Genomic DNA, 25,681 nt, shown 5'->3' with positions numbered 1-25,681 from the left:
ACACCAGCCCTTTTGCACCAGCCCCTTTTGCATCATCTTGTGATTTTGAAGTACTGCGCGGAAAATGCTGCGCGAATCCTTCATGAAAGCCCTGCCATTGGAAGCCCTGACATGCCTGTGAGCCCGCTTCGAATCCATAAGCAATTCCACAAGCAATTCGCCATGGCGGCCCTGGCCGGCGCGCTCGGCCTGGCCGGGTCCTGCGCCCAGGCTGCGTCCGGCAGCGTGCAAACCTCGCGCGTGGCCTTCGCGCCCACCGCTGAACAACAGCAAGTGGTGGATGCGTTCAAGCAAGCCCCGATCGATGCTTTTTCGTCCGGCGAATTCCCCCGCGCGGGCAAGACCGCGCTGCCCTACCGGCTCGTCGCTCCGCTCCCGGAGGAGTCCAAGCAACAGGGGGCCGGCGGAAAAAAATACCCGCTGGTGGTGATTTTCCATAGCTCGGGCGGCGTGGGCACCGACAATCTGCTGCCGCTGAACGCCTTTACCCGCACGTTTGGGTCGCTGGAATCGCGCCGCGATTTTCCCGCCTATGTGTTAGTGCCGCAAACGCCCGGCCGCACGGCCAACTACACCCAGGATGCGCACGGCGTACGCATTTCAAAGGCGGGCACCGACCTGGCCGACGTCATGCGCCTGGTCGACGACATCGCCAAACGCTATCCCGTAGATGCCAAGCGCGTCTATGCCGTGGGATTCTCGATGGGTGCGTCGGCCGCGCTGGACGCTGCCGTGGCCGCCCCGCGCCGCTTCGCGGCCATCGTAGCCATGTCCGGCGTGCCGCCGGAACGCTCACTGGCCCAGCCCCTGGCCGGTATCCCCATCATGCTGATGCACGGCACGGCCGACCAGGAAAATCCCTACGAAGGCAGCCAGATATGGGCCAAGGCGCTGGCCTCGGCGGGCGCTCATCCGATCTTCATCACCTATGACGGCATGGACCACCGCATCGCGCCGGAACTGTTGACCGCCAAGCCCTGGCGCGAGTGGCTGTTCCAGCAACGGCGCCCCTGATCCACACACACGCGCTCCACGGACGGCGTCGCCACCCGCGGAGCGCGGCCCCGGTGCGCGCACCGGCTGATTGCCCGCGCCAGAAAAGCCGGCGCTACATCCTCTTGTGCAGCGTATCGCGGCGGCGGCCGCCCCAGGTCGCGCACAGGCTCGCCACGAAGGCGCCGATCAGCATCGACGCAAAGCCCCACAGCGCAAACGCCGCGGCCGCCTTGCGCGCCTGGTCTGCCGCCTCGCGCGCCTTCTGCTTGGCGTCGTCGGCGGCCTTCTTGGCGTTCTGGATGGTCTGGTCCACACGCTGCTGCGCCGCGGCCGGATCGGTGCCGGTCTGCGCCGCAATCACCTTGGCGACGTAATCGCGATCGGCCGGCGCCATCTCGCCACGAGCCAGGCTAATCGCCACGATGCGACCGACCTCGGCCCGGGTCGCGGCCTTGTCACCGGCAGCGTCGGGCCGGTCCGAACGCAACAGCACGTCGGTCAAGTAGTCGCTCGCGTGATCCATGCCACCCCCGCCCGCACCCGCTGCCGCGGTCGCCGTGACGGCTGCGCCGGCACCGGCCACCACCGAAGCGCCCGCCTTGGCCGCGCCGGACGCCAGCGTGGCAAGCGCGGACCCCAGCAGCGCCGCGCTGACCACCGCGCTCAACGCCCACACCAGAAAGCCGTGCGCGGTATCGCGGAAGTAAACCTCGTCCCCATGCGCGTCCACCCACTTCGTGCGCAAGCGGCCGGCGACGTAGCCGCCTATGCCGTAGGCAACGATCTGCGTGAACAGCATCCACGCGATGATACTGATACCCACCGCGGGCGCCGACATCCCTTCCCCGCCCCACGGCGAGACCGACAGGAAGCCCAGGCCGGAACCGCCGGCAAACAGCGCCAGCGACAGCGCCGCCGCTATCACCGCGCCGGCGAATACCGCCGCCCAAGACACGGCGGATACCGCTGATTCATGCCCGGGCGCGACGCCGTAGGGCTGGCCCGCCGAAGTTGCGTTTTCCATGGTTATTCCTTGTTCATTGTTTGTGCGGCCGCGCCTGGCAACCAGGCGTCGGCGCGGGAACCCAGCGGGGCGTCAGTGCCAGAACAGCGCCAGCAGGATGATGATGGGAATGGGCACCCCCAGCAGCCATAGCAGGATGGAACGCATGTAGACCTCCTTGGTGTCGCGAAGATGGGCTGGCGCTCAGGCCAGGTCGATGGTGCCGGGCGCGCGGGGATCCGGCGCTGGCGGTATCACGCCGGTGTCATCCGGGGCGTTGGGCGGACGGTTCGTATCCGGCCGCGGATCGTCCGGACTCGGATTGCCGGGCAGCGGCGGATCGTCAGGCGGCACGTCGTCGGGTGCGCCCGGTGGCCGGTGGTTGATCTGGGTCATGGCGGGTCTCCTCGTCAGCGCAAATCGCGCCGGCCCGCTCTCCAGCAATTGCCGTGCCCAGGTTGATCACTTCAGGAGACAAGACGAAAAAAACCCTCGGGCGAGGGTTTTTGCGGCAAGGGCGATACGCGCGTCAGGACTTGGGCGGCTTGCCGTCCTTGACGGCATCCGCCGCGTTCTGGCCGCCCTTGCCCAGAAATTCCACCACCGCGGCCTTGCCGGCCGCGGAGGCTTCGTCCTGGCTGGCGTAGCGCCGTTCGGAATAATTGGTGCTGCGCACATTGCCGCTTTCGGGGTCCAGCAAGGTGATGATCCAGGCGAATTCGCCCGGCAGCAATTGCCTGACCTGCAATGTAGCGCGCGTGCCGGGGCGTAATCGTTGCGGCATTTCGCAACCTTGGGAGTGATTCGACGCCGCCATCGTAGCGCAAAGCATCCCCTCGGAGGGGCTGGGCCGATGCTGCACCCGCACATCGTTTTCATGCTGCACCCTGCGCGGCAAAAACGCCACACCGCGATCGCGCGTCAGGAAAACCCTAGCGCCATCGCCGCGAATACAGGCGCACAATCAATCAAACATCTAGATCGCATCAGCGGCAGCCGCAGCCCTTTAATCAGGCGAGGACGGAGACAACATGACTTACGTAGCAGTGGTAATCAGCTGTTTGATGGTTGTGGGTATCGTCGCGTTGGTGATTCAAACGGTTCAAAGCGCGGGGCCCGAGCCCTGGCTGAAGATATCCGCGGCGATTGTCAGTTCCCTGTTCGCTTCCCTGTTGCTCATTCCGCTTGGCTACGCGGTCGCGCAGACCATGGTGCTGGATTGAGCCGCTGCGCCTGACCGGGGCTATCCGCCCCGGGCCGGCCTGCCTCGCGTCGCCGCCCAGCAAATCAGCGATCCGGCGGTGACCATCGTCACGCCTTGCCAAAACGTCGCGGTCAATCGCGTAGACAGCCACACGGCCGCGAAAAACGTCGACAACACCGGCGTGAAATACGAAGCCGTGGCCAGAAGCGTCAAGTTGCCCTTGAGTATGCCCAGATTCCAGAGCGCGTAGCCAGCGGCCATTGCGCCCCCCGTCAGGCACAGTTCAAGCACGGCGGCCCCGTTGAATGTCAGCGCGGGCTCGGCGCTGAATCCGTATTTGACCCACAGCACGGCCGCGGTCAGCATGAAAAACAGCGCCACGCCGTTCTTGCCATCTGCAAAGCGTTTCGTGACGTTGCAATATACAGCCCAGATAATGGCGCCGCTGAACGCCAGGCTGTAGCTGAGCGGATTGCTGGCGATATTGGCGGCCGTGCGATCCCAGGAAAGTCCGCCCGGGCCGCCGACCACCCAGACAATGCCGCACAACGACAGCGCGATACCGGGCACGACCCAGGCGCTGGCGCGCTGGCCATTGATCAGGATCGCCAGAATCACCGTGAAGCATGGCCACAGGTAATTGACGATGCCCAGCTCGATCGCTTGGCTGCGGTGAGTGGCGAACCCCAACGATAGCGACAGGCAGATTTCGTAGGCCACGAACAGGACGCTGCCCGAGATCAGGTAAGAACGCGGGAACGACCGCAGTTTGGGCAACCCCAGCAACAGCACCAGGAATACCGATCCGACCGTATAGATCAGGGCCGCGCCGCCGATCGGGCCGAAACTCTCGCTGACACTGCGGATCAGGCCGACGACGGTGCCCCAGAGCACCACGGCTATTAATCCCAGGAACGTCGCCGTCTTCCGGCTGGGAGCAAATTGCATTACCGTTTCCGATTGCCCGATATTGATGCAATAGGCCACGCCGGGCAAAGCGCGCGCCAAAAACGACCAGAGTGTAGCGAAAACAGCAAAACCGCCGCAGCACCCGTTGGCATACGGGAATTCCATGCCAGAGAAGCGACCAGCCCGTTGAACAACAAACAAGAGGGAGAACGAGCCGCATGACCATCTCTATACGCAGGCTGACCGACGTGCTTGCCACGACGGAGTCGGGCCGACTCTACCGGATCGAAGTGTTTTCGCAGGCCGACCAGGCGACTCCGCCGGCCGACGCCGCGACCATCCGCTACATACTCAGAACGTCGGAAGGGCAAGGCGTGATCGCCCTGGGCGACAGACGCTACCGGCTGAAATCGGGCGAAGTGCTCACGGCCCTGGCGCCGTCCGCCGCACCGCGCCCAGGTGTCTGAACCGGTTCGCTGGCGGCCCTGGACCTAGCGCTCGTCGGACGCCACCCGCCGCTTGCCCAGCTTTTTGGCCCGGTACAGCGCCATGTCGGCGCGTTCCAGGAGCTGCAGCATGGTGATCCCCGACTGGGGATACACGGCAATGCCCACGCTGGCCGAGACGGCCACCCGGACCTGCGGATAGGGTAGCGACAGGCTTTCGACCAGCGCTTCGGCCACCGCCTGCGCGTTGTCCCGGTTGGCCCCCATCAGCAGCACGGCGAATTCGTCGCCCCCCAGGCGCGCCGCGACGTCCGACACCCGGATGGCGCGAGCCATGCGGTCCGCGGCCTCTTTCAGGACGGTATCGCCCGCGGCATGGCCATGCATGTCGTTGACCGCCTTGAAGCCGTCCAGATCGATCGCCAGGAGGGCGAAGGTTTCGCCGCTGCGCTGGGCCACGGCCAGTTCGCGCAAGACCATTTCGCCGAACAGCACCCGGTTGCACAGGCCGGTCAATGGGTCGTAGTGTGCCAGGTGCTGGGCGTGGGCCAGCATGCGCGAGGCCTGCAGCAGCGCCGTGCCCACCTCCTCGGCTTCCTTGACCCGCGTGCCGGGCAGCTCGACCGTGCGGCCTTCGCCCAGGGCCAGCGCCGGGCCCACCAGGCCCTGCACCGCGGACGTCAGGCGGTTGGCCAGCCTCAGGGCCAGCCACAAGCCCAACCCGAAAGCCGTCAACGTGCCCAGGGCAAGCCAGGCAATGGAGCGATACAGGTCCGTCGTCACCAGCGTCATCGGGGCGCCGGCCGCCACCGTCCAGCCTGTCAGGGCCGATCGGCTGAAGGCGGTGTAGACCGGCGTGCCCTCTTTGGTGATGGTTTCCAACGAGCCTTCGTTTTCCTGCTGCACCGCTCGCGACAGCGCGGGCACGGCTTTCTGCCCGACGAACTTGGAGGTTTCGCGCGTGCGCGCGACGATGGTGCCGCTTTTATCCAGCACCGCCGCAACCCAGCCATCCGGCAGCCCCCGGCGTCCCAGCACATTGCCGATGCGTTCGGGCGACAGGCCGACGTTGAGGCTATAGACGACCTCGTCGCCTCGCATCACGGGTACGCCAAGCGCGATCGTCGGACTCTGGCTGACCGCGCCGGTGAACAGGCTGCTCAGCACCGGTTCGCGCGCGCGGAACACCCGGGTCAGTTCCTGGAACACACCCGACGGCGGCAGCGCCGTGCCATAGGGGACCAGGGTATTGACGACCTGGTGGCCCTCTTTGTCGGTCAGGACATAGCTGTCCACGATCTGGAACTTGATGGCGTCCCGCGCCCGCTGATGAAAGCCGGCCAGGTCTCCGCCGACCAGGTCTGGCGACGACGCCAGCATCTGCAAGCCCGCCTCGACCCCGGTCATCTCGCGGTCCAGGATGGCCGTGAGATTGCGCGCCAGGAAAATCGTTTCGCGAAAGATGCGTTCTTTCTGGATCTGGTAGCTTTCGTAGACCGCGACGGACGCCACCAGCAACGCCGGGGTAATACAGGCGAACACCAACGCCAGCAAGCCGGTACGCATGGAATACCGGTGCTGCGGGCGAACCCGCGCGGCGGCCAGGCTTTCGCCGTCTGGCATATTATTTTTCTCCGCGGCGCATTTGCCCGAGGCAACACGCCCGCCGATACTGCACCCCCTGACCCATAGCGCCTCTCCTGGAGCTTCCGTCCGAGCGATAGTGCTGGATCGGTAAAAAGTCAGAAATTATTGCAGAACCAGAACACTGCACGCTATCCGCCGTCAAACTTGCGCCAGAAAAAAGAAGGCGCTCGCGGCTTGAAAATAGCGATCCCAATTTACCTCAAAAACAAAGCCGGGCAACGGTTTCATTATGTTCCAGCACTTGCCGCCGTATATCGGCCGGCGTCGCGTCCACCTGGGCCGCGGAATTGAAATACACCGGCCGTGCATGATTGCAATACTCAATCCCGGTCCGCGGGGGGGCCGCCCCGCACCCACCCAGACTTGAGGCGATCAGCCACGGCATCGTCATTGCTGCGAGCCACCTTTTCCTGCACATCCCTGACCTCCTTGCGGGCGTCGGCCGCCCGCCCCTGGAGGCGGGCCTCATTGTCCGCGCGTTCTTGCGCGCGGCCCATGGCCCGCCCCCTCCAATAAACCCCGGCGACGGCGGCCAAGCCCGCCAGCAATGCCGCCACGACGCCGAGGCCCCGCTTGATCCACTGTTGCAACATGCGTTGTGCTCCCTACGTAACGGTCTGGGCCTGCACCGAAACGGCCGCCACGGCGCGTTGATAGAGGCTGTCCCAGCTTTCCCGCTTGGGCTTGCCCGGCCGCCAGGTGCGCAGGTATAGGGCCCAGGCTTGCTCGGCATCGCCGATCCGGGGCAGGCTCGCCGGGTCCGACCACAGCAGCAAGCGCGCGAACGCCGCCGCCAGCACGTCGTCCTGGTCCAGCCGCGCATAGACCGACGGCGCCGCCGCCACCACCCCGCGGGCCTTACAGACCTGGCTGGCCGCCTCGCGGCAGGTCGGATGCGTCAGCACCCCGCGCACCCCGCCGCCCTGCTCGAACTGCCAGAAGCCGCGTGCCGGGCCGCCGATCTGGCGGCGGTGGACAAAGCGGCTTTCCTGCAGGCCGATCGCCAGCAGCAGGCAATGGGCCTGCCGCGTATCCATCCTTGCGGGCAGCAGCGCCATCGCCGGCCGCACCGCGCTTTGCATGATCTGGTCAAGCGTCATGCTTGCCCTCCTTGTCTGTCTGCGTATCCAACCCCAGCGTCTTGCGCCGGATTTCCACCGCCCAGTCCACCAAGTCCTGGTTCTGCAGCTTGGCGGTCAGGCGCAGATAGGCGCCCAGCACCCACCAGGCCGGCAGCCCGGCCAGCAGCATGCAAGGCCCCAGCACATAGAACATGGCCAGCAGCCCGTCTTCGCCCAAGCCGGTGCGCTCGGCCATCCAGTAGGCGGACGACATGATGTCGGGCATCCAGGCGATCATGCCGATCGCCAGGAGCGGTCCGAACAGAAATGAACTGACCACCGTGCAAGCGGTGCGCGCAACGAACTCACGCGGTGAACGCGGCGGCATCAGCAACATGCCGATCAAGGCCGCCATCGCGGCGGGCATGCCGAACGCCATTGCAATTTTCAGGGCGGCAAAGCCGCCCAATCCCGTAGATCCCGGTTCCATGGTTACACCGCTCCTGTCGACGGCGCGCATTGCTGCCTCCCGCGAGCATCACGGGCGCCGCGGTGGCGCGCCGGATGGAAAATTTGAAATCCGGGCGACACTGTCGTCCGTTTGCCCCAGGCAGCGCCTGCAGCGGCATGTGTGTTATTTACGTTTATTGGTCTTACCTCCTAGCTCTCAACGTCATGAAACCCTGGACCCGCCGTCAGCCCCGCCGTAAGCCTGCCCCAACCCTCGCCGATGCGCTGACGCGCTATCTGACCGAAGTGTCATCCACGAAGAAGGGGCACACGTCTGAACAGTCGATTGCGCGCATCTGGCGCGCAACGCGCCTGGCCATCAGGCCTGTCGACAGAATTCGCAGTTCCGACCTGACCGAGCTGCGCGACGAGTGGCTCAAGGACCGTGCGCCAGCCACCGTGGTCCGGCGCATGGCATTCCTGTCGCATGTCTACACCGTGATCCGGAAAGACTGGGGCTTCGACCAACTGGCCAACCCTGTCCAGCTGGTACGCAGACCGGCAGTGGATGACGCACGCGATCGCCGTCTCTTTGACCGCATCACGCTGCGCGGCGTCTCCGACGACGACTGCCCTCGCAAGGAACTGGAATGGATCATCCGCGCCACCCAGTCGGCCGAATTGCCGACCATCCTGACGGTCGCGCAGGAAACCGGCATGCGCCGGTCCGAAGTTGTCGGGATCCAGCGCGAGCACCTGGATCTCATGCATGGCGTGGTTCATCTACCGCACACCAAAAACGGCCGAGCACGCGATGTGCCCCTGACGCCTCGTGCACGCGAAGCGCTGCGGCGCTGGGCTACGGGCAGGCCAATGCGAGGCCGCATCTTCACGATGCAGCCGGGATCCGTCACCCGGGCTTTCATCCGGGCCAGGCGTCGTGCTCGCCAGCGCTATGAGTCCATGTGCCGCCACTATGGCCGGCGCCCGAACAACGCCTACTTTCGCGATCTGCGGTTTCACGACCTGCGCCACGAAGGCACGTCGCAACTCGCCTCAGTCTTTGCCATTCACGAACTGGCCAAAGTCAACGGCAACGTCGACACACGCATGCTGCTGCGCTACTACCACCCCCACGGGCGCGAACTGGCCCAGAAGCTTGCGCGCAGCCCGCTGGGCAGACGCCAGCTGGAGGAAATGCGCCGGGAACGCGAAGGAGAACTCGACGCTCTTCCCCTGGCGGCGTAAGGCCTAGGCGTCAACGCCCGCCTCCAGATCGAACCGCGGCGGCTCCTCCTGTGTCAACCAGGCCGGCAACGGCCCCCAGCCCGGATAGCTGACGTTGCCGTCAGCACCGGTGTGCTCGGCACCAATCGAGTACGGCATACCCGTTTCCACCACCCACAGCGGCGTGGTGCGATAGTCCTCGACCATGACCCATGCATCACCGACGCGCCGCGGCCATTGCCCGGCAGCAGGTTGCGGCGGCGTATCCACATACGCGCCAAACGGGATATTGAACAAGCCGGGCGTCATCACCAGCTCGTTAGCGACGGATTTATACAGAAACAGGCCGTTGTCGTCGGCCTGGAATACTTCTTTATGCATAGGGATTACTCCTAAAAAAATGAGATTTGCACTGCAAATGCGCGGCCAATGGCTAGCCGTCAGGCCGGGGACTTCGCCAGCCACTCTCATGTGATTCCCAACGAAACTTGGGACGCATTTAGCGGCTCGTCGGCAATGGGTGTCGGCGGCAGATCGGGCACCGTGATCGGGCGTGGCACGTCGAATACTGGTGGCAGGGAAACTCGGCCTATCAACGTCGCGTTTCTCCCGCGAATTCATGCCTGATTTCAAGCATGAATCCTGGGGGGATACGCCGTATTGACCGGCCGAGTTTCAGCACCGCCGGTATCACCAATGTACGTCGTGCTGGCCCCAGAACCGGCGCCAGTGTTCAAGCCAAAGACGCCGCCGCCCGCGGGGTTGGCTGACATCAGATAGCCCAGTAGCTGATGCCGGTGCGATTGCAATGCGCCTGTCTGACGCGATGCCATCGCTCTCGCATTTGCAGTGTCAGCGTCAGTTCCCGTAAATCGCCGGAACATATCGCGAAGATCCGGCACTCGGAACTCGGTCGCCGAGTAGTCCGAAAACCAGTGGGTGCCGCGATTCGCTTGCCAGACCGTCTCGGTCTTGACCAGGCCCTGTTCCTGCGCATAACCCCACAGAGCGGCGTAGGCAGTCTTCGAGATCAAGCCGCCGATGGCATCGACCTCGCTGACCAGCGGCACGCTGGTATGACCATCCAGGGGCCGACCGCAAAGCGGCGAGCGATAACCCTTGAAGAACTGGCTGGATGCCCACGTCCATACTTCCGCGCACTCGGCAACGATGATCGGCCCGACATCCTGCGTCGGCAGCGCGGCGATCGGATAGATCCGGGGAAAGTTACCGGTCACGAACGCCGTGGTGGCGATCCGGGTGCTTTTGTCGGCGGCGTCAGGCGTCGGCGCGGTCGGCACCCCGGTCAGCGCAGGCGAAGCCGCCAGCGCCGCCACAAACTTGGCCTGCAAAGCCGCCTGGTCGCCGTTGTCCAGCACGTCCTGGCCGGTCTTGTCCGCGATGTACTGCGCGATCATCGCCGCGACGAAGGACGCCTGGCGCCAGACGGTGTTCAGTTCTTTCGACTTGGCCGTGCCGGCCGAGAAGCCTGCCAACCGGGCGGCCAGCGCCTGGTAGTCGGCAGGGGTCAGTACGTTGGCGCCGGGAACGGTGCCGAAGGGAAGTATTTGATTGATAGCCACGGAATGTCCTTATTCAACCGGCAAAAAGCGAACCCCAGAGTCCGCCATCGAACCCCGAGATGTATTGGTTTTGAACGTCAAAACCGAACAAAGGCCCCTCGCCCGAGGGGATGACGTAGTAACTGATGCGCACGCCCTCGGGCTTGAGGGGGATGTACCCGCCCGTCAAGAGCGCCTGAAACAAAGCGGACGGCGGTTTGCCGGCAACGCCGATGTCGACCGACATGTCGCCGTTGTCCTGGATGAAAATGTGGGTGCCGCCGCCAAAGACGCGGTCCAGGATGGCGGCCGATGTCTCCAGCGTGCCGTCCCAATGGTTCGCGCCGATCTTGGCGCGCAGCAGCAGGCGGTAGGTGTCGTCGTCCAGTTCGGTCAGGCCGCTGTCCGGATCGAACGGCCCTTGCCACACGCCCTGGTCAAAGCCCAGGCCGTCGATGTCGTGCGAGAAATAGACGCCAGCCAGCGGTGTCTTGATCCGCCGGGCCAGCCCCACCCACAGGCCCACCGCATCCAGCTGCCGCCCCACGGCCAGGTCCAGGTCAAAGGCATCCGGCAGCGCGCCGTACAGATTGCTCAAGTCCACCATGCCCTGGCACAAAGCCTGGACCGTGGCGGTGAAATTGGGCTTGCCGCGGTGATAGGCGGATAGCAAGCCGGTGTAGTCGCTGATGTCCGCCATGTCAGATCACCGTCAGCAGAACACTGTCCGGCGAGGCTGACGCGGCCTGCTTGAACGTCAGGGCCACGTCCGGTGTGCCGACCACGCCGGCCGCCGACAACGTCAACGCCGCGATCTTGAAGGTCGCGTTGCCCGGCACGCCGTTGGCGGCCGAGATGGCATCGCCCCATTCCACCGAAGCGCTCGCGCCACCGCCGATGGCGACGCTGTTCACGTAATCCGCCACGGCTTGCTGGATCGCCAGGCCCGTCGCCGCCGTATACCCAGCCAGGGCACGGATACGCACATCCACAGTGACCGGCAACAGTTCCGGCCGGAAGAAGTTGATGGGATGCGCAATGCCGTAGATATCGCTGACCACCACCGTGGTCGTGCCATAGGTGCCGGTGCCAGGCGTCTTCTTGCCAGCGATGGCGCGCGCGATGGCGGCGGCATCGCCGCCATCGACCACCAGGCTGATCGAGTGCGGCGGCAAGCCATGACCGTCCGTAGCACTGGTGTCGTTCTCGTAGGCCGCATAGCGGTTCACCCCGGGCACCGTAGCGACCGCCCCAATGGTGCCTTCGAACACCGTCTTGGAGGGCAGCGCCACCGACACGGCCTGGCGCTTGCGCAGCGCGGCATCGCTCTCGACCGGTGCGCCAGGCGTCGCCGCTGCCGGATTGCTGGCGGCCTGCCAGCCCCGGGTCGGCGTGGCGATCTGGTCGACGGTATGGGCGGCGGCCGCAATCGCACCGATCTGCTGGCAAGTCGCCGTGACGGTGATCTCGCCTTCCGGCGGAATGGTCACCTGAGCCGGCAGCAGCCACTGGATGCCGTTGGCGTCCTTCACGATGCCGCTACTGATCAGAGCGCCGCCCTGGCCCACGATACGCAGGTCCACCGTGGACGGCGAGGCCAGGGCCCGGCTGATGCCGTTGATCTTCACATTGGAGGACAACGCGCCGCCCGCGGCAGTCGCCGGCGAGAATGCGTTATAGACATTGATGGCCGCAATGTTCGCGTCGTTGATCGCGGACGCGAACACGGCCAGCAGTTGGCCATCCTGGCTGTCAGCCTCCAGGTAGGTATCCGGCCCGTAGATCGCCCGGTACTGTTCCTGCAGGTACTGCAGCACATCGCCATAGGATGGTGCGCGAATGCCGGCGGCGTCGACCACCGGCGCGGTAGAAAGTATCGTCATAATGCTGCCTGCACAATGGCGGTGCCATAAAGGGTTGAAATCGTGGCGGCCACGGCCAGTCCTCGCGTCTCGCTATCGAGACGGCTCGAGTACTCCGTAATACCCGTCACGCCGGTGGTGCCCAGGATCCGTTCACGGATCGCCCCGTCGTACGAAGCCTCGAAACGCTTGCCCAGGACCTCCGTCCGCCAGGGCATGCCTTCGCTGGTATCCAGGAACCACTCGCCGCGCAGCAGCATCAAACGGGTCTTGACCGCCTGGGCCACCGCCTGCGGCGTGTCCCGGTAAAAGTCAGCCTGCTGCCCGCCGAACGAGTAGTCCCCGTTAGCGTCCATTTTTCGATAGCGCATTGGTTTCCTTAGTTGGGCGGTGTCGTGACCGCGTTGGCCCCCTGGGCCGTATGCGTATGGGTGTCATCCACCCGCTTGCCATTGGCCAGGATCTGGCCGATGACGTTGAAGACGCCGGTGATCTGCGCGGCCGAGCCTTGCCCGCCGCTGCCGACCAGGCCGGCGACATAAGTCAACAACCCTTCGACCAGCACCTGGTCCGAGAAGGTCGACCGGGGCGCGATGACGTCAAAACCGCCAGGCGCCACGATCTGGACTTTCTGGCTTGCGGGGTCCAGCTCGATGTAGGTCGAACCGTCGTCGCTGCGCAATTGCGTCGCGCTGGTGCTGACATTGGCGATCACCTGTGGCTGCGACCGCACCCCCACGAACACAAAACCATCGGACAGGTCGTGCATCCGCAGTTCGGACTGTTCCTGAATGCCGCCGGATTGCCACCAGCCATCAATGCAGCGCGACGAAAACACCACCAGGCATTCATCACCCGGCGTCACCGGGAACGTCAGCGTGCAATGACCGCCAGAGGGAAAGTGCACCGGGCAATCCACCAGCAGCGGCAGCGCGTCGGTAACGACCGTCCCCGATGGCAAGGTCCTGCGCGCCTTGATGGCCGGCTGCACCACGCAGGTCATGGCAACCGGATCAAACGACTGCACGATGCCCGGCAGCGCCGTCCAGGTCATGGCCATGGCGCCCCGGATCGCATCCTGCAGCGCCACGTTCGGATCATTTAGCCGTTCGCGTCGATTCATTTGGCGTCCTTTGGGTTGGGTTCGCCCAGTTGGCTGGGCAGTTCGCCCGGCGGATCCAGGGTGGCATCCCAGGCCAGGCACGTGATCGTGGTGTACCAATCGGTCTTGTGGGTATCGCCGTTGTGTTCGGCCACCATGACGTAGTAGTAGCCGTTGTCCGCCAGCTTTCGTTGGGTGGCCAGGTCCGGTTCGAGCTTGGCCTGCTTCGCGCCCTTCGCCTTGCCGGCAGCCTCCTGGGAACGCGCCGCCTCGGTCTGGTAGCGATACCGCCGGATGCTGTCGTTGTTCAGATAGACCAGGCGGCCGGCCTTCACCGACGGGTTGAGCAACATCTTGACCTTGATGCCCTTGTCGATCTGCTCCGGCCGGCCGATGACACCGGTTTCATCCGTCAGGACTTGCACCGTTTCCCGGACATAGGATTTCTCCGGCACGATCTCGAGCCGGCCGTCCTGGATGCGCCAGATGCAGCCTGCCGTGCGGCAGAGGTCATCCAGCACATCACGGCACATCCCCGCGTTGACGTTCGCCCGCAACGACGCACCGGGCGGCAGGTCGGCCATATAGCCGGCAGTAACGCCCATGGGTTTCATGGCCGCCAGCACGGCCTGGACACGGTCATGCACGGTTGCCCCTTTTTTCAGGGTTTGGCTCATCGTCGCAAAGTTGTACGGCAGGTCGCCGTCGGCCGCCACGATGTCCAGATAGGGATTGGTCTGCCCTTCCGTGCCGCTGACCGCTTCGATCAGGGTGCCGTGAAAGATCGTGCCCAGGTTGCCCCGGTAGCCAGCCCGGAGCATCACGACATTGAATTCCCGCCGGATACGGTTGATGGTCGATTCGCTCAGGTTGTAGATGCGGATCTTCGCCGTGTTGGGCTTGGAGGAGTCCGAATGCTTGATCTGGAACGTGAAATGAAAGTCCGACAGATCCAGGCCCTGGTCATTGCCGATCAGGAGCTCCGACTGGCGCAGCCACTGCCGGGTCTGGTCCCCCCCGCCGGCCGCCTGTGTAGAAGTCTGCTCCGCCATGTCAACCCGCCTTCCAGTACAGCTTGGACTCGATGCCCAGGTTTTCATAGGTGGGCGGATCATCGGACGAAATGGCATTGATCAACCACAGGCCGCCTTCAAAGCCCAGGTGGCGGTACTGGCCCAGCAGGTCCACGCCCGTCACCAGCGGGATGCCCGCCACCAGCATGCCGCCGTCGGCGGCGCCGATGTCCAGCATCCAGCCGTCGCGGTATTGCATGGTCAACCGGTAATCCTTGCCGCCGAGGGCGATCGTGAAGCTCTGCGGCACCGGCAGCAGGGGAATCTCGTAGAAACTGGCCATCATGGGCTCCTCGGGTTCGCGACGGTCGCGTTGCGGGTACCGCATTCCATCGGCCCGCCGGTCTTTCTGGCATCCGCATGCCGCGGCAACGGCGGCACCGTCGTCTCCCGCGCATGCACGATTGCCACCTCGACCAAATTGGCCGTGACCCGCAAGCTGCCTTGCGTGTCCTTGGTGTGGTTCACCTTCAGGCTCTGGATCAGCATGTTGCTGTACTTGCGCCGGCAGGTGATCAGGTCGAACGGTTCACGCGACTCCTGCAACGCGAGCAACTGCGTGTACACCGCAGTCACGTAATCGGACGTCGCGGCCTGGCCATTGGGCAACGCCTCGGCAGTGGCGCCGAGCAGCCCGTTGTAGTCCGCGTTGCTCCATCCGCACTCCATGACGACCTCGCGCGGTTTCTTAAACGCGTGGTCGTTGATCGTGCGCGGACCATCCGGTCCACCATCCACCGGATGCGAGGTGATTTCCAGCGTATCCGTGTAGGTTTCCTGGATGACGGCCTGGATCTCGATCTGGCCGATCTTCTTGCTGTGCAGCAGCACCATGTCCAGGCCTGCCAAGCTCAAATCCATCATAGGTATGCCCCCTGGGTATTGCGTGTCAGGTCCGCGAAGACGCGATCCTGTTGTCCGGCCACTGCCGTCGCAGTCGCCATCGGATCAGCGGAACCCTCGACATAGATGTTGGTGGTGGCGGTCAGGTTGACTTGCGGCGACTCGACGTTCAGCTTCAATTCCAGCGCACCGCTGCGGTAGCCGTCCCAGGGCGCGGACAAGGATTGAGGCATGGGTTCGCCGAAAGCGGGCAGGCGCAGGCTTGCGCTGTCCGAGGACATGAGCTGCCCTCGGCTCGAGGCGGGCATGTCGTCAAGAAGCCGCTGGAAACGTTCACCGGCGGCGCGTGCGGCCTGATCGGCCTTCTCAACCATGCGTAGGCTGTCGGGAACATCCAGGCCAGGCGCCGTTTCGGGCGTCAATTGACTGTTCTCAGCGGAGTCCGTCGAGTCTTGAAAGGCTGGACGCGGTACTCGCGGCAGGCTCGGAAAGCTGGACGGCCCGACCTTGACGCCTCCCGACCCTGGAGCTGCTGGCTTATAAAACAGCATCATCATGTCCATCGCCAGCTTCTGCGCCAGGGTCGACGTAGGTAACGGGAATGTGGACAGCCACTGGTCCGTGTTACGTGCTGTGCGATCGGCCTCAGTCTCGCCAGGAACGTCTGGAAGCATCCACTCGGTCAAGCTCAGCGCAGCCCCAGTCATCGCACCGGCAGCGCCTACGCCCAGCAATTTCTTTCGCCCAAGGAACCGAAGCAAACCACTCAGTCCGCCGGCGGCGACCAGCCCCTCGCTCGCCAAGTTCACCGCCCCGATCGCCTTGGCCAGATCCAGCAGCCCAGTGACCAGCTCGGCCCCCCCCAGCAACCTGAACGCGGCGATCGCGAGCCCGATGCGAGTGCTCCAGCCACCTGTCATGGCATCTAGCTCGAAAATGGCGCCCGCAACCCAGCCAAGCACCGGCGCTACCGCCAAAGCCATGTCCAGGATGGACTTGGCCACCTCGGCCATGCGTTCGCCAATGAGTGGACCGCTGGTTTCGAACCATTGCGAAAATTCCTTCAGTGGTCCTTTCAGCTTATCCAGGACCACGCCCGCCACTTTGGTGGAAATATTGTCGATGGTGCGTCCGATCTCTCGGATACTGTTCATCGATTCGTGCGCGTCGGCCGATGCCGTATCCAGGCCGGTCGTGGCCGCCGCCTGGCGTATTTCCCGATAGCGCTGCAACAGTTGTGCCGCGCGCTGCGGATCCATCAATTCATCGTCGATGCCCAGGTTTGCCGCCAAACGGCGGGCATCCTGCGGCGCAAGAGAATGCGCCTGGGCAAGAATGTCGCCCATGACCTGAACGGTATCGCGCAGCTTGCCTGTGGTCTTGTCGACCGTCTCGACGTCAAGCCCGCTGTCTTTCAGGAAGTTCGCCGCGCGGCCGTCCTCCATGGCTTGCTTCAAGGACTTCAGGCTGCTTTCGGCCGACTGCGCGGAAATGCCGAAGTCCTGAACCGCTCCACCAAACGCCCGCAAATTGCTGGCGGATGCGCCTACGCGTTGCGCGCCGAAATAGACTGCTTCCAGCTTCTCGGCCATCTGACCAACCCATTGGCTGGTCTGTGTCATCGACGAATTCAATCTCTCGAAGCCGCGCGCCATGATGTTCAGCGCGTCTTCGAGTCTCTGCAAGCTCTGGGCATCGATCTGGAATCCCAGCGAGACGACCGCCCTTTGCAATTCTGATGTATTAGCCATTCTTCTCTGCCATTAGACGGCGGTGCGCTTCCGCCTTGTTGTCTGCCCGGACCGACAGCGCGTCGTTCAAGAGCGCGATGTCGGCCAGGTCCAGGGAGCCGTCCTTGAGGGACTCGTACTTGCAGAGCCCCTCAAGCACCGGCGCCAGCAACCAGTCTTCGCCGCCCGGCAGGCTTTTCAGCCAGCCTGTGTCGCCTCGGGGCTGCTCGTCTGGCTCGTAAGCAGCCCTTGCATAAAAGGCCCCAGGTTGACGGTGATGACGCGCATCACCAACGGCAACATCACGCCCAGATCGATGTCCTGGAACATCGGCGTGCGCTGGCTGGCCGACCAGATGGCGGCCCAGCCGTGCTCCTGCTTGCGCTGGACGACCTGCAAGCACGTGTCGAGCACGTACTCGGCATCCTCATCCTTCATCGCCGCCAAGCCGTCGGCCAGCGGTTGCAGGACATCGGCCAGGCCGCCGGGATCCTCCGACACCACCCGGTTGCCGCCCGCCAGGCGGACGAACACCGGGATCAGCGTCGGCAGGATCGGCGCAATGCGGCGCGAGATGTGGAACTGCTGCTTGGCATTCAGTTTTCCGATGGAATACCGATTGCCGTTCAGGTCGATTTCCAGAGACATGGCTTAGTAGGTTCCGAGAATGGTGTCGATCTTGCCGGCGTCGAAGACCCAGGCCACGGTGTCGCCGTCCTTTTTGTAGGTCAGGTCCGGACGCTTGCCGAACGCGCACGCGCGGCATGCGGTCACATCACCAGTGGCCGGATTGGTCACGGTGATGAGGTTCTTGCCCCACAGGCGCGAATCCAGCGTCTGGGCGTCGTACAGGGCCTGCAGCTGGGCGTTGACCGGCGAGGTCTTCAGGTAGGTCAGCGTGACCGTGCCGCTCTTGTTGGCGTTCAGCGTGTGCATGACTTCGCCATCGGCGCCCACCGTCATGGTGTTGCGCGAGGCGGCCATGGCGACGGTGATGCCTTCGTCGGCATTGCCCGAGCCATAACCCAGCGAAATCGCCCCACCGGGGCCGATGAGACTGGCGCTGATATCAGCGAACGAATAGGTAGACATCTTCTACTCCTGTTTAGCGGTTGACCGTGACCAGAACGTCGACGGTGTGGATGGCGCCGGCTTCCTTGGCGGCGACCTGGAACGGAACGGCCTTGCGCGCTTCGCGATCGGCCTGGGACTGGGTGGCGATCGCCGGCGCGTAGACGTAGTAGCCCTTGGACAGCGTGTCGCCCTGCTTGAGCGCGCCGAAGCCGGCCGAATTCCACACGCCCGGAGCCAGGTAGCCGTTGTTCACCGCGGCTTCGCAAGCAGCCTCGATCACCGAAGCGATCAGCTGGTTGCCGGCGTCGGTCTGGGGCACCTTGGTGGGGCTGGTGTAGAGCAGGTTGTAGACGTCGGTCTGCACCCGGTTGCGGAACCAGATCGCGTTGTAGACGGAGTCGATGAAGATGCCGCTGGGCGTCACGCCGTACTGGATGATGGCCGTGTCGTTGTCGTAGTTGACGAAGACGTTGCAGTTCTTCGCGGCCAGCGTGTCAGCCTGGCTGCTGGTCAGGGTCTCGGCGACGATGCCGGGCTCCTGCTTGTACATCAGCGTGATGGTGGTGTTGTTGGCGTTGAAGTTCACCGTCAGCATGCGGCCCAGCAGCGAGGCCACCGCGTACGGATTGGCGCTGGAGAACTGCACGATCGAGTACTTGTATTTCAGCGCCTTGAGCTGGCTGGCGATGTCGTCGTGGTTGGTCGGGTCCAGCACCTGCGGTGCCTGGGTCGACACGCCATACAGGTGACGCTGGTCGGCCTCGATCAGGCCGGCGACGGCCAGATGGTCGGCGCTGGACAGATCGGCATCGGCGAAGGTCAGGCCCAGGAACTTGTTGGCGAAGCGGTCCAGGAACAGCGACACGGCATCGACCGGCGTTTCGGCGGTCATGCCGGCGACAGGCGCCGATGCCTTGGCGGCGGTCAGGCCCAGCATCGACGAAATGTCGGTACCGGTGCCGGCGGCCGAGGCGTAGCCCAGCGACGAGGCCGTGCCCGACGTATTGGACGTCACGACGAATTGCGAGCCGTTCCACAGCACCGATGCAGAGACCAGCGCGGCCGAGATGATCGTGGCCACGCCGTTCAGGTTGGTGGCGCCGGAGAAGTCCAGGCCATTGACCGTCTTGGCGGTGCCATCGATCGTCATCGTGAAGGCGCCGGCAGTGACGGCGGTCCAGGCCGCCATCTGCTTTTCCGCGGCCGACAGCACGGCGCCGCGCAGCGTGGCCGACGTAGCGCCCTTGGCCCAGCGGCCGATGAACAGTTGCGAGGGTTGGGGCGTCTGCTGGAAATACAGCAGCGCCGCGCGGTATTCCGGTGCAGCGGTGCCGAAATCGGCGGCCACGGCATCGATGCCGCCATAGGAGCGCATGCGCTCGCCGGTGTCGATGACCGGGGACGAGCCCAGCAAAAGCGCGGTGTTCAGGCTCGCGCCCTGTGCCGCCAGCGGCGACATATTGATCGTAACGTTGATCAGGCGTGATACCGGCAATCCATTAGCCATGGTAAATCCCTTAATCTGCAAGGTGGTTGGTGTGATCCGTCGGGGACAACGACGCGGCATGCGTCGTGACTTGCGCCGACAGAAGATTCAGGACCGGATAGCTGCGCGTAACCTGGCGCGCAAAGCGCAAAGTCATGTCGAACTGCCGTATCCACTGCTGATTCACGAGTTCGTGCATGGCCGCAATCGGCCCCACGCCGCTGACCGCCATGCCTTGCGCTTGCAAGGGCTCGCGGTTCTGCGGCACGGCGGCGCCGTCGCGCAACTGCGCCGCGTGGCGCAACGCACGGGGGCCGAACATCGAGCAAAGCACCTCGATGTCTTCGTGCCGAACATATGAATCAGATCCTTCCCCGGCCGGGTCGTGTGCCACGACCGGACCGGCGTCCGCGGTTTGCGACCGGATGTCCATCAGGCACCAGGTATCGGTTTGCGCGGGCGGTTCCACGCCGGCGGCAGGCCAGCGTGTACGAACCAGGTTGAGGGGCAGGCCGGACACGCCGGCAATGAACCCCTGGAACAGCGCCTCGAGCTCGGCATCCTCCAGAGGCGGAGAAATGGCGAGAGGCGCCAGGTAGCCGCCAGTGGCCGAACTATTCGCCATGCGAAGCTCCTTGTCATGTTGTCGGGCAAAGGGGCGCAGCGGCATTCGAAGAAACGCCTTCGAATGCCGCTGCGTCCTGGGCAGGTTGTGGGAGTCCAGCGTGCTGGAGGCGGATCGCCGACTTTGGTGCGCATCAGGCGCGATGCCGCGTTGCTTGACGCGTGCGGCTGGGTTGCGGCGGATTCCGGCTGTCGCCCACCGGGCTGCCGCCTCAAGTCGTTTCTGGCCGCGGCGGGCGGGAGAGACAGGCCCGGGACCGGAGCAACGACGAGGCGGCAGGCCGCTGGACGCGCCATGCAAAACGCCCCGCGCTCTCAGGGAGAACGCGGGGCGCGGAAATGAAAAAGGCCCGCCGATGGCGAGCCTGTTCATGGATACGGCAAAGGGCACCTGCTGGACGCACGTACCCTTTCATAAATAAGGCCCGCTCGTGGCGGGCCTTGTTTTTTCCGGAGGCGCTATCGGCGCACAGCGCGATGGCATGAACGAATTGTGGCGCAGTGGCTGCCGCCGGCGCAATACCCGGCGTGTCGCACTTCGCGGTGGTGTCCTGCGCAATACTGCCCGCCGGACGCACGTACCCTCTCATAAATAAGGCCCGCTGGAAGCGGGCCTTGTTTTGCGTACTGCGTGTCAGGAGAAGGCACCTGCCGGGTGGGGACTGTCACCCCGCGACGGCATGACCGAATTGTGCCTTGAGGTCAGGCGTGAGCACAATCCTGCGGGTGTCGCACTTCGCGCCAGACATAGGCAAGCGAATTGCGGGCGTGTTCGATGCGCGCCACCTGTCCGCCTTCATGCAGGGTTTCAAGCACGCGCAGGATCGCCTGCCGCATCGCGTTGCGTTCGCGCGGCGTCAACTCGCGTGCGCCGGACGCGCCGCGCACCAGTTCCGCCATGCGCCAGGGGCGCCCGGGAAACGCCGACATCGTATCCAGCACTTCCTTTGCGTATTTCATCGGGACGCCCCCCGTTCAATCGTGTCAGCCATGCCTCGTTATCCTTGTTCCAGGTTTTTTGCCGGTTGTGTTCCCCTTCGGATCGCCGCGGCCGTTGACCGCCTTGGTAGCGAATCGCGTCTTGCGACGCGACGGGACAGGCTTGACGGAAACCGCCGCGCCGCCGAGAGCCGCCCGCGCGGCCTGCTGCGCCAGGGCCGCGCTGCGTTGCGGCTAGCCCGGCTATCCCAGGATTAGGATTCATGGTAGCGACTCGCTACCATCGAGTCAACAGCGAATCGCTACTGTACTTTCCGGTAGCGGATTGCTACTATCGCTACCATGGACATCCGATCGATCCGACTGAACAACCTCAAGTACGCGGTCCACGAGGCCGGGGGCGTGGACCGCCTGGCGGAGCGCGCCGGCGTCAGTCGCAAGTACCTGGACCAGATACTTCAAGGATTCCAAGGCAAACGGGACAAGCACCCGCGCCGGGTCGGCGACGCATTGGCCGCCAAGCTCGCAGTGGGCTTGGGCCAGTCCGCCCACTGGATGGATCTTCCCCACCCCGACCTGTGGCGCGAGCTTTCCCCCGACGCCATGCCAGACGAGCCGCCAGGCCGGCTCGTCTCTTTTGATCATGCACGGCTGGGCAGACCGCATCTCGACAACGTCCTCATTGCCCAGTTCGATACCGGAGGCGCGATGGGAAATGGCCTGGAACTGCGCGACCAGCCAGGCGTCATTCAAAGCTGGAACGTCAGCCCCGAATGGCTGCAAAAGAATGTCCGGGGCTTCTCTGCCTCGAAGAACCTGTGCATCGTCACGGGTTTCGGCGATTCCATGCGCCCCATGTTCAACCCCGGCGATCCCCTGATCGTCGACCGTGGCGTACAGGCCGTCGAATACGACGCCATCTATTTCTTCCGCGTAGGCAGCGAAGGCTTCATTAAGCGCCTGCAACGCATTCCCACCGCCTCCGGCCTGGTGGTCCGGGCGAAATCCGAGAACACCAAGTACGACGCCTGGGATATCACCGAAGGCATGGATTTCGAGGTCTTCGGCCGCGTGCTGAAGGTCTGGCGCAGCGAGGACTTCTAACCCCCATGCCCCAACGCCCCCGCCTGCAGGCCGCCGAACGCACCATCCTCCTCTACGGCGTGCTCGGCGCGCTGGGTGCGCTGGCGCTGTACGCCGCGCTCAGGCATCACGCCTGGCCGTGGCGCAGCACCTACGCCACCATGTTCGCCATCCAGTGGGTCTGGCTGGTGCCCCTGGCCGGCGCGCTGCTGGCCGGCATGCCGTCCGCCCGGCGCTGGCTGGTGGCCCTGATCGCCTTCGGCGTGGCGCTGCCCGCGCTGCATGCCTACAGCCTGACGACCCTGCTGGGTCCGCTGCCCGTCGACGGCGACAGTACCGGCCTGCGCGCCATCGCAACCTTGATCACCGCCGTCAGCGCCTTCCTGCTGCTGCCGCTGGTGCAGGCGCTGGACCCGTCCGCTCCGCACTGGAACTACCCGGCGGTATTCCGGGCGGCGTGGCGCAACACCGTCACGCTCGCGCTGGCCGGCGGTCTGACGTTGGCAGTCTCGCTGCTGTTCTGGGCCACCGGGCAGATGTTCCGCATGATCGGCATCATCCTGGTCGACGACTTCGTCCAGTCCATCTGGTTCCAGCTGGTGGAGGTGCCGCTGGTGCTGGCGCTTTGCCTGGTCGGCGTGCGGCGCCGCCCGCAATTGGCGGATACGCTGCAACGCTCGTGGCTCACCTTGACCGCCTGGCTGCTGCCGCTGGTGGCCCTCATCGGCATTGCCTTCGTAGCGGCGCTGGCTGCCCGGCTGGCGCTGGACCTGCAAGCCAAGGCATTGTCCGCGGGCGCGCTGATCGCCTTCAGCGCCGTCTGGATCAAACTGATCAACTCCGCCTGGCAAGACAGCCCCGACGCCCCGCCCTTCGGGCCGCGGCTGCAGGCGCTGCTGCGCCTTGCCGCGATCGGCCTGCTGCCGCTGGCCCTGGTCGCGCTATATGGCTTGGTGGTGCGGGTGCAGCAGTACGGCTGGACGACGCCTCGCGCCTGGGGTTCCTATATTGCCGCCCTGCTGGTTGTCTACGCGGCGGGCTATGCCTTGGCCGCGCTTGCGCCCCGGCGCTTCCACGCCGTCCTGGGCGCGACCAACATCGTGGCCGCGATGTGCGCGCTAAGCGCGCTGACCCTGGTCCATACGCCGCTGCTCAGCCCCGACCGGCTCACCGCCGATAGCCAGACGCAACGCCTGATCAACGGCCAGGTGCCGCCGGGCGACTACCCCTATCTGTCCATGGCGCGCGACCACGGCGACTACGGCCGCCATGCGCTGCAACGCCTGGCCGATGGCGCCGCTCAGGCACGAACACCCGAGATCGCCGCCGCGGCGGCCCTGGCCCTGAAGGGCAACTACTACGACTGGGGCAACCCCCGGCGCGATAGCGCCGGACGGGCGGAGCCGCCCCCCAGGCCAACCTTCAAGGTCTATCCAGCCGGCGGCCAGCTCCCCGACGACTGGTGGCCCGCGGCCGCGGATGCCAACCCGTTCCAGACGCGCAACTGCGTCGACGCCGACGAGTCCGCCACGAAGGATCCTGAACAGGACTTCCGGCGCTGCTGGTTGATCCACGCCGACATCACCCGCGCAGGCGCGGACAACCTGGTCCTGTACGTGCCGCCTTGGGAATTCACCGGCAACCGCGCCTACGAGGAATTCATCACCTACGCGCGAGATGCGGACGGCAAATGGCGCAGCATCAGCACGCAGTCGCGCCGCTGGACGGCCGACCGCCAGGCCAATGACATCGGCAATGCGTTGGCGCAGGGGCAGGTCCATACCGCCCCCCGCACGGATCGCGACCTGATCGTGGGCGGACAGCGGCTGCCGTTGCACTGAATACGCAATGCCCGGCCCCGCGGCGTCCGCAGCGGGCGCCGGGCTAGCGCTCTTCCAGGTCCGGCGTGCCCGTGAACTGGCTCTTGAGCAGCGTCAGCGCGCCCTTTTCGGCCAACGCCTCGTTCGGAAAGACATTCTTGGTGTCTTCCAGCACCGGAAAGCCGAAGACCCGCACACGAGCGTGATAGCCCTCGGGGGTTTCGGCGAATTCAATATCGAAGTTGCGCTCTTCGATCCAGCCCGATTTATGCAGCTTCCAGTCCATATCCGACGCGCTCCAGGTTAGGTAGGCAGGCCGGCACCGGGGGGTGCCGGTTCTGCTCTACACCATACACCCGGCGGCCTGACGGCGGATTGACGCCAGGCAATCCGCGCGCCGCCCTCGCCTACTTCGTCCTGTCGGCCTGGGCGTCATCGGCAGGCACGGGGGGCTGCGGATCGACGGGCGGAATCACTTCTTCGTCGGGGGGCGAGAACAGGTCCCAGCTGGCCATGAACAGCGCGGCGATCAGCGGGCCGATGACAAAGCCGTTCAGGCCGAACAACGCCATGCCGCCCAACGTCGAGATCAGCACCACGTAGTCGGGCATCTTGGTGTCCTTGCCCACCAGGATGGGGCGCAGCACATTGTCGACCATGCCGATCACCAGCACGCCGAACGCGATCAGGACCGCGCCCTTGATGGTGGCGCCCGTGAGCAGGAAATAGATCGACACCGGCGCCCAGATCAGCCCGGCGCCCACCGCGGGCAACAGCGACAGGAAGCCCATGATGACGCCCCACAGGAGCGCCCCCTGGATACCCAGGATGGAGAAGATAATGCCGCCCAGGGCGCCCTGCGAGGCCGCCACCGCGATGTTGCCCTTGACCGTGGCACGCACCACGGTGGTGAACTTGCGAAACAGATGCTGCTTGTGCGCATGGCTCAACGGCATGGCGCGCTTGATGCGCAAGCCCAGTTGCGGGCCATCGCGCAACAGGAAGAACAGCAGATACAGCATGATGCCGAAGCTGATCACGAACTGGAACGTGTCCTGCCCGATGCTCAAGGCCTGCGTTGCCAGGAACTGGCTGACCTGCATCGCGCCGGCGCTGAGCTTTTCCTGCAGGCTGGGAATGTCGGCCAGGTCAAAGCGCGCCAGCAGATCGTGAATCGAAGGCGGCAGCGCTTCCATGGCCTGCTGGAAGTAGGCGCCGAAATTCAGCTGCCCGGACTTGATGCTCTGGTAGAGGCTGGCGCCTTCGTTCACCAGCGAGCCGCTGATGACCACGAGCGGCAGGATCACCAGGAACAGCACCAGCGCCAATGTGATCAGCGCGGCCAGATTGCGGCGCCCGCCGATGCGCGCCACCAGGCGGCGTTGCAAGGGGGCGAACAGGATGGCCAGGATGGCGCCCCAGAACACCGCGCCGTAGAAAGGCCAGAGCAGCCAGCCGAAGGCGATGGAAACGACCACCAGCAAAAGCAGGAAGGTTCTGTAGTGCAAGCTTGAAGATTGACTCATATTCCGTCCAAGGC

At 64.8% G+C, this 25,681-nt stretch carries 31 protein-coding genes; 6 read left to right on the top strand and 25 right to left on the bottom strand.

What is annotated here, in order from left to right; genetic code table 11:
* The first annotated feature begins 117 nt into the window (after positions 1-117).
* Positions 118-1,014, top strand: coding sequence for a prolyl oligopeptidase family serine peptidase (locus A9974_RS10820; RefSeq protein WP_183004083.1), 897 nt, complete (start codon positions 118-120; stop codon positions 1,012-1,014).
* A 94-nt stretch (positions 1,015-1,108) separates the two neighbouring features.
* Here the strand turns inward: A9974_RS10820 and A9974_RS10815 are convergent, their stop codons facing one another.
* The 3 genes from A9974_RS10815 to A9974_RS10805 all read right to left on the bottom strand — a co-directional run bounded on the left by A9974_RS10815 (position 1,109) and on the right by A9974_RS10805 (position 2,783).
* Entirely contained in the window at positions 1,109-2,020 is a 912-nt protein-coding gene (locus A9974_RS10815; RefSeq protein WP_183004082.1) for a hypothetical protein, read from the bottom strand.
* Between the two features lie 183 nt (positions 2,021-2,203).
* Positions 2,204-2,395, bottom strand: coding sequence for a hypothetical protein (locus A9974_RS10810; RefSeq protein WP_183004081.1), 192 nt, complete (start codon positions 2,393-2,395; stop codon positions 2,204-2,206).
* 133 nt (positions 2,396-2,528) lie between these two features.
* Positions 2,529-2,783 carry a hypothetical protein gene (locus A9974_RS10805; protein WP_183004080.1) on the bottom strand — a complete coding sequence of 85 codons (255 nt, stop codon included), beginning with the start codon at positions 2,781-2,783 and terminating at the stop codon, positions 2,529-2,531.
* Positions 2,784-3,030: 247 nt separating this feature from the next.
* On the opposite strand from A9974_RS10805, the gene A9974_RS10800 reads away from it, so the two are divergent.
* Entirely contained in the window at positions 3,031-3,222 is a 192-nt protein-coding gene (locus A9974_RS10800; RefSeq protein ID WP_183004079.1) for a hypothetical protein, read from the top strand.
* A gap of 20 nt (positions 3,223-3,242) precedes the next feature.
* On the opposite strand, the gene yddG is transcribed toward A9974_RS10800, so the two are convergent.
* Positions 3,243-4,151: an aromatic amino acid DMT transporter YddG gene (gene yddG, locus A9974_RS10795; protein WP_183004146.1), complete on the bottom strand. Its 909-nt coding sequence runs from the start codon at positions 4,149-4,151 to the stop codon at positions 3,243-3,245.
* Between the two features lie 179 nt (positions 4,152-4,330).
* Here yddG and A9974_RS10790 point away from each other — a divergent pair, with 179 nt between their 5' ends.
* Positions 4,331-4,579: a 6-phosphofructokinase gene (locus A9974_RS10790; protein ID WP_183004078.1), complete on the top strand. Its 249-nt coding sequence runs from the start codon at positions 4,331-4,333 to the stop codon at positions 4,577-4,579.
* 24 nt (positions 4,580-4,603) lie between these two features.
* Here the strand turns inward: A9974_RS10790 and A9974_RS10785 are convergent, their stop codons facing one another.
* From A9974_RS10785 to A9974_RS10770, 4 genes are all read right to left on the bottom strand, one after another.
* On the bottom strand, positions 4,604-6,181 hold the full coding sequence (locus tag A9974_RS10785) for a sensor domain-containing diguanylate cyclase (RefSeq protein ID WP_183004077.1): 1,578 nt from the start codon (positions 6,179-6,181) through the stop codon (positions 4,604-4,606).
* Between the two features lie 344 nt (positions 6,182-6,525).
* A complete protein-coding gene (locus A9974_RS10780) occupies positions 6,526-6,798 on the bottom strand; it encodes a hypothetical protein (protein ID WP_183004076.1) in 273 nt (90 codons plus the stop codon).
* Between the two features lie 12 nt (positions 6,799-6,810).
* Positions 6,811-7,305 carry a hypothetical protein gene (locus A9974_RS10775; RefSeq protein ID WP_183004075.1) on the bottom strand — a complete coding sequence of 165 codons (495 nt, stop codon included), beginning with the start codon at positions 7,303-7,305 and terminating at the stop codon, positions 6,811-6,813.
* Positions 7,295-7,756, bottom strand: a complete 462-nt coding sequence (locus A9974_RS10770) for a hypothetical protein (protein ID WP_183004074.1) — start codon at positions 7,754-7,756, stop codon at positions 7,295-7,297. Before A9974_RS10770 ends, A9974_RS10775 begins: the two co-directional genes overlap by 11 nt.
* A gap of 185 nt (positions 7,757-7,941) precedes the next feature.
* On the opposite strand from A9974_RS10770, the gene A9974_RS10765 reads away from it, so the two are divergent.
* Positions 7,942-8,964 carry a tyrosine-type recombinase/integrase gene (locus A9974_RS10765; RefSeq protein ID WP_183004073.1) on the top strand — a complete coding sequence of 341 codons (1,023 nt, stop codon included), beginning with the start codon at positions 7,942-7,944 and terminating at the stop codon, positions 8,962-8,964.
* Between the two features lie 3 nt (positions 8,965-8,967).
* On the opposite strand, the gene A9974_RS10760 is transcribed toward A9974_RS10765, so the two are convergent.
* The 15 genes from A9974_RS10760 to A9974_RS10690 form a co-directional block, all read right to left on the bottom strand.
* Positions 8,968-9,324 (bottom strand): phage tail protein, encoded by a 357-nt coding sequence (locus tag A9974_RS10760; RefSeq protein WP_183004072.1) that lies wholly within the window; start codon positions 9,322-9,324, stop codon positions 8,968-8,970.
* Between the two features lie 248 nt (positions 9,325-9,572).
* A complete protein-coding gene (locus A9974_RS10755; protein ID WP_183004071.1) occupies positions 9,573-10,526 on the bottom strand; it encodes a hypothetical protein in 954 nt (317 codons plus the stop codon).
* 13 nt (positions 10,527-10,539) lie between these two features.
* Complete coding sequence (locus A9974_RS10750; protein WP_183004070.1) at positions 10,540-11,205, bottom strand: DUF2612 domain-containing protein; 666 nt, start codon at positions 11,203-11,205, stop codon at positions 10,540-10,542.
* Between the two features lies 1 nt (position 11,206).
* Complete coding sequence (locus A9974_RS10745) at positions 11,207-12,388, bottom strand: baseplate J/gp47 family protein (RefSeq protein WP_183004069.1); 1,182 nt, start codon at positions 12,386-12,388, stop codon at positions 11,207-11,209.
* On the bottom strand, positions 12,385-12,738 hold the full coding sequence (locus A9974_RS10740) for a hypothetical protein (RefSeq protein WP_183004068.1): 354 nt from the start codon (positions 12,736-12,738) through the stop codon (positions 12,385-12,387). Before A9974_RS10740 ends, A9974_RS10745 begins: the two co-directional genes overlap by 4 nt.
* 8 nt (positions 12,739-12,746) lie before the next feature.
* Positions 12,747-13,490 (bottom strand): Gp138 family membrane-puncturing spike protein, encoded by a 744-nt coding sequence (locus tag A9974_RS10735; protein WP_183004067.1) that lies wholly within the window; start codon positions 13,488-13,490, stop codon positions 12,747-12,749.
* Positions 13,487-14,521, bottom strand: a complete 1,035-nt coding sequence (locus tag A9974_RS10730) for a hypothetical protein (protein WP_183004066.1) — start codon at positions 14,519-14,521, stop codon at positions 13,487-13,489. The genes A9974_RS10735 and A9974_RS10730 overlap by 4 nt, the downstream gene beginning before the upstream one ends.
* Before the next feature lies 1 nt (position 14,522).
* Complete coding sequence (locus tag A9974_RS10725; protein ID WP_183004145.1) at positions 14,523-14,825, bottom strand: hypothetical protein; 303 nt, start codon at positions 14,823-14,825, stop codon at positions 14,523-14,525.
* Complete coding sequence (locus tag A9974_RS10720) at positions 14,825-15,406, bottom strand: phage baseplate protein (protein ID WP_183004065.1); 582 nt, start codon at positions 15,404-15,406, stop codon at positions 14,825-14,827. The genes A9974_RS10725 and A9974_RS10720 overlap by 1 nt, the downstream gene beginning before the upstream one ends.
* The gene (locus tag A9974_RS10715) at positions 15,403-17,136 is read right to left on the bottom strand and encodes a hypothetical protein (RefSeq protein WP_183004064.1); all 1,734 of its coding nucleotides are present in this window, start codon (positions 17,134-17,136) and stop codon (positions 15,403-15,405) included. Before A9974_RS10715 ends, A9974_RS10720 begins: the two co-directional genes overlap by 4 nt.
* Before the next feature lie 177 nt (positions 17,137-17,313).
* Positions 17,314-17,763, bottom strand: a complete 450-nt coding sequence (locus A9974_RS10710) for a phage tail assembly chaperone (protein ID WP_183004063.1) — start codon at positions 17,761-17,763, stop codon at positions 17,314-17,316.
* Between the two features lie 3 nt (positions 17,764-17,766).
* The gene (locus A9974_RS10705) at positions 17,767-18,207 is read right to left on the bottom strand and encodes a phage protein (protein ID WP_183004062.1); all 441 of its coding nucleotides are present in this window, start codon (positions 18,205-18,207) and stop codon (positions 17,767-17,769) included.
* Between the two features lie 13 nt (positions 18,208-18,220).
* Entirely contained in the window at positions 18,221-19,696 is a 1,476-nt protein-coding gene (locus A9974_RS10700; RefSeq protein WP_183004061.1) for a DUF3383 domain-containing protein, read from the bottom strand.
* A gap of 10 nt (positions 19,697-19,706) precedes the next feature.
* On the bottom strand, positions 19,707-20,300 hold the full coding sequence (locus A9974_RS10695) for a hypothetical protein (protein ID WP_183004060.1): 594 nt from the start codon (positions 20,298-20,300) through the stop codon (positions 19,707-19,709).
* Between the two features lie 701 nt (positions 20,301-21,001).
* Positions 21,002-21,259, bottom strand: a complete 258-nt coding sequence (locus tag A9974_RS10690) for a hypothetical protein (RefSeq protein WP_183004059.1) — start codon at positions 21,257-21,259, stop codon at positions 21,002-21,004.
* A gap of 321 nt (positions 21,260-21,580) precedes the next feature.
* Between A9974_RS10690 and A9974_RS10685 the strand changes: the two genes are divergently transcribed.
* Positions 21,581-22,342, top strand: coding sequence for a S24 family peptidase (locus tag A9974_RS10685; protein WP_183004058.1), 762 nt, complete (start codon positions 21,581-21,583; stop codon positions 22,340-22,342).
* Positions 22,343-22,347: 5 nt separating this feature from the next.
* Positions 22,348-24,162 (top strand): DUF4153 domain-containing protein, encoded by a 1,815-nt coding sequence (locus A9974_RS10680; protein ID WP_183004057.1) that lies wholly within the window; start codon positions 22,348-22,350, stop codon positions 24,160-24,162.
* A 43-nt stretch (positions 24,163-24,205) separates the two neighbouring features.
* Here A9974_RS10680 and A9974_RS10675 read toward each other — a convergent pair whose 3' ends face one another.
* Together A9974_RS10675 and A9974_RS10670 are read right to left on the bottom strand one after the other, a co-directional pair.
* Positions 24,206-24,427 carry a hypothetical protein gene (locus A9974_RS10675; protein WP_183004056.1) on the bottom strand — a complete coding sequence of 74 codons (222 nt, stop codon included), beginning with the start codon at positions 24,425-24,427 and terminating at the stop codon, positions 24,206-24,208.
* 121 nt (positions 24,428-24,548) lie between these two features.
* Entirely contained in the window at positions 24,549-25,667 is a 1,119-nt protein-coding gene (locus A9974_RS10670; protein WP_183004055.1) for an AI-2E family transporter, read from the bottom strand.
* Between the last annotated feature and the right edge of the window lie 14 nt (positions 25,668-25,681).

Source organism: Achromobacter sp. UMC71, from assembly GCF_014170305.1.
Taxonomy (GTDB): domain Bacteria; phylum Pseudomonadota; class Gammaproteobacteria; order Burkholderiales; family Burkholderiaceae_B; genus Achromobacter.
This window is presented reverse-complemented; position numbering and strand designations above follow the sequence as displayed.